The following is a 1289-nucleotide window of genomic DNA, read 5'->3' as shown; positions in this document are numbered from 1 at the left end:
CAGGCTGTGGAGAAAGTCTTCTCCACAGCCTGTTTTTGTGTCTGAACCTCTTTTTATGTGTCAACACTGATAAAAAGAGGAAAAGGAGAGATTTTTTATGATGGGTGCTTTGAAAAATCATCGTGATGAACGTGTATCTGTTTCTGTAGAAGAGTTGGTTCCACAAGATCACTTCCTTCGGGCCATTGAAGCGACAATCAGTTTTGATTTTATTGAGGAGAAGTTACGTCCCTATTACTGTGAAAACAATGGACGTCCTTCTATACATCCTATCGTTTTATTTAAGATGATGTTTATTGGATATTTTTACGGTATTCGTTCTGAACGTCAATTGGAAAAGGAGATTAAAACGAATATTGCCTACCGTTGGTTTTTAGGATTTTCTCTATCAGATACCATTCCAGATCATTCTACAATTAGTTGGAATCGCCGTACCCGTTTCATTCATACAAATATTTTTGAAGAAATATTTGATGAGATTGTGAATCAAGCGACAGGGCACCGTATGGTAGGAGGACGTGCGTTGATGACAGATTCTACGCATATTAAGGCCAATGCCAATAAAAATAAATTTGTACATACATATAAAAAAGAAAAACCAAAGTTTTATATAGATGAACTAGAAGCTGCGGTAATCGAAGATCGTGAGGTACACGGAAAAAAGAATTAAAACCTAGAAAGGAAAGTGATACCCCAACCAAAAAAACTCGTATAAGTACAACTGATCCAGATAGCGGATTTTTAATGAGAGATGGAAAACCAAATGGTTTTCATTTCTTGGATCATCGTACGACTGATGCGAAATACAATATTATTACAGATACCTATGTAACGGCTGGAAATATGGCAGATTCCGAGCCGTATTTAGCACGCCTCCAAGCCCAGATTGATAAATTCGGATTCAAAGTAGAAGCTGTCGCTCTTGATGCTGGATATTTTACAGGATATATCTGTAAGAAATTATCAGAACGGGATATATTTATGGTGATGGGGTATCGCCGATTTGGAAAACGAAACAAAGAAGTACCGAAAAGCCAATTTAAATATGTACAAGAAATGAACGTATTCGCTTGTCCGATGGGATGTATTTTAGAATATGTAACAACGGATCGTGAAGGGTATCGTCAATACAAATCGAATCCGGAAGACTGTACTGTTTGTCCACTACGTGAGGTATGCTTTTCAAAGAAACAAAAACAAAAAGTTATCACTCATCATATATGGGAGAAATATAAAGATATCGCTAGGAAAAACAAGCTCACATCTACAGGGAAAAGACTGTATAAAGT

The 1289-nt window shown here is 36.8% G+C and carries 1 pseudogene; it reads left to right on the top strand.

What is annotated here, in order from left to right:
* Positions 1-97 precede the first annotated feature (97 nt).
* Positions 98-1289, top strand: a pseudogene (locus tag JDS99_RS30640) (IS1182 family transposase); the annotation flags it as partial.

Source organism: Bacillus cereus group sp. N6 (assembly GCF_016483705.1).
Classification (GTDB): Bacteria; Bacillota; Bacilli; order Bacillales; family Bacillaceae_G; genus Bacillus_A; species Bacillus_A wiedmannii.
Note: the sequence above shows the minus strand (reverse complement) of the source record. Positions and strands in the feature narration are given on the sequence as shown.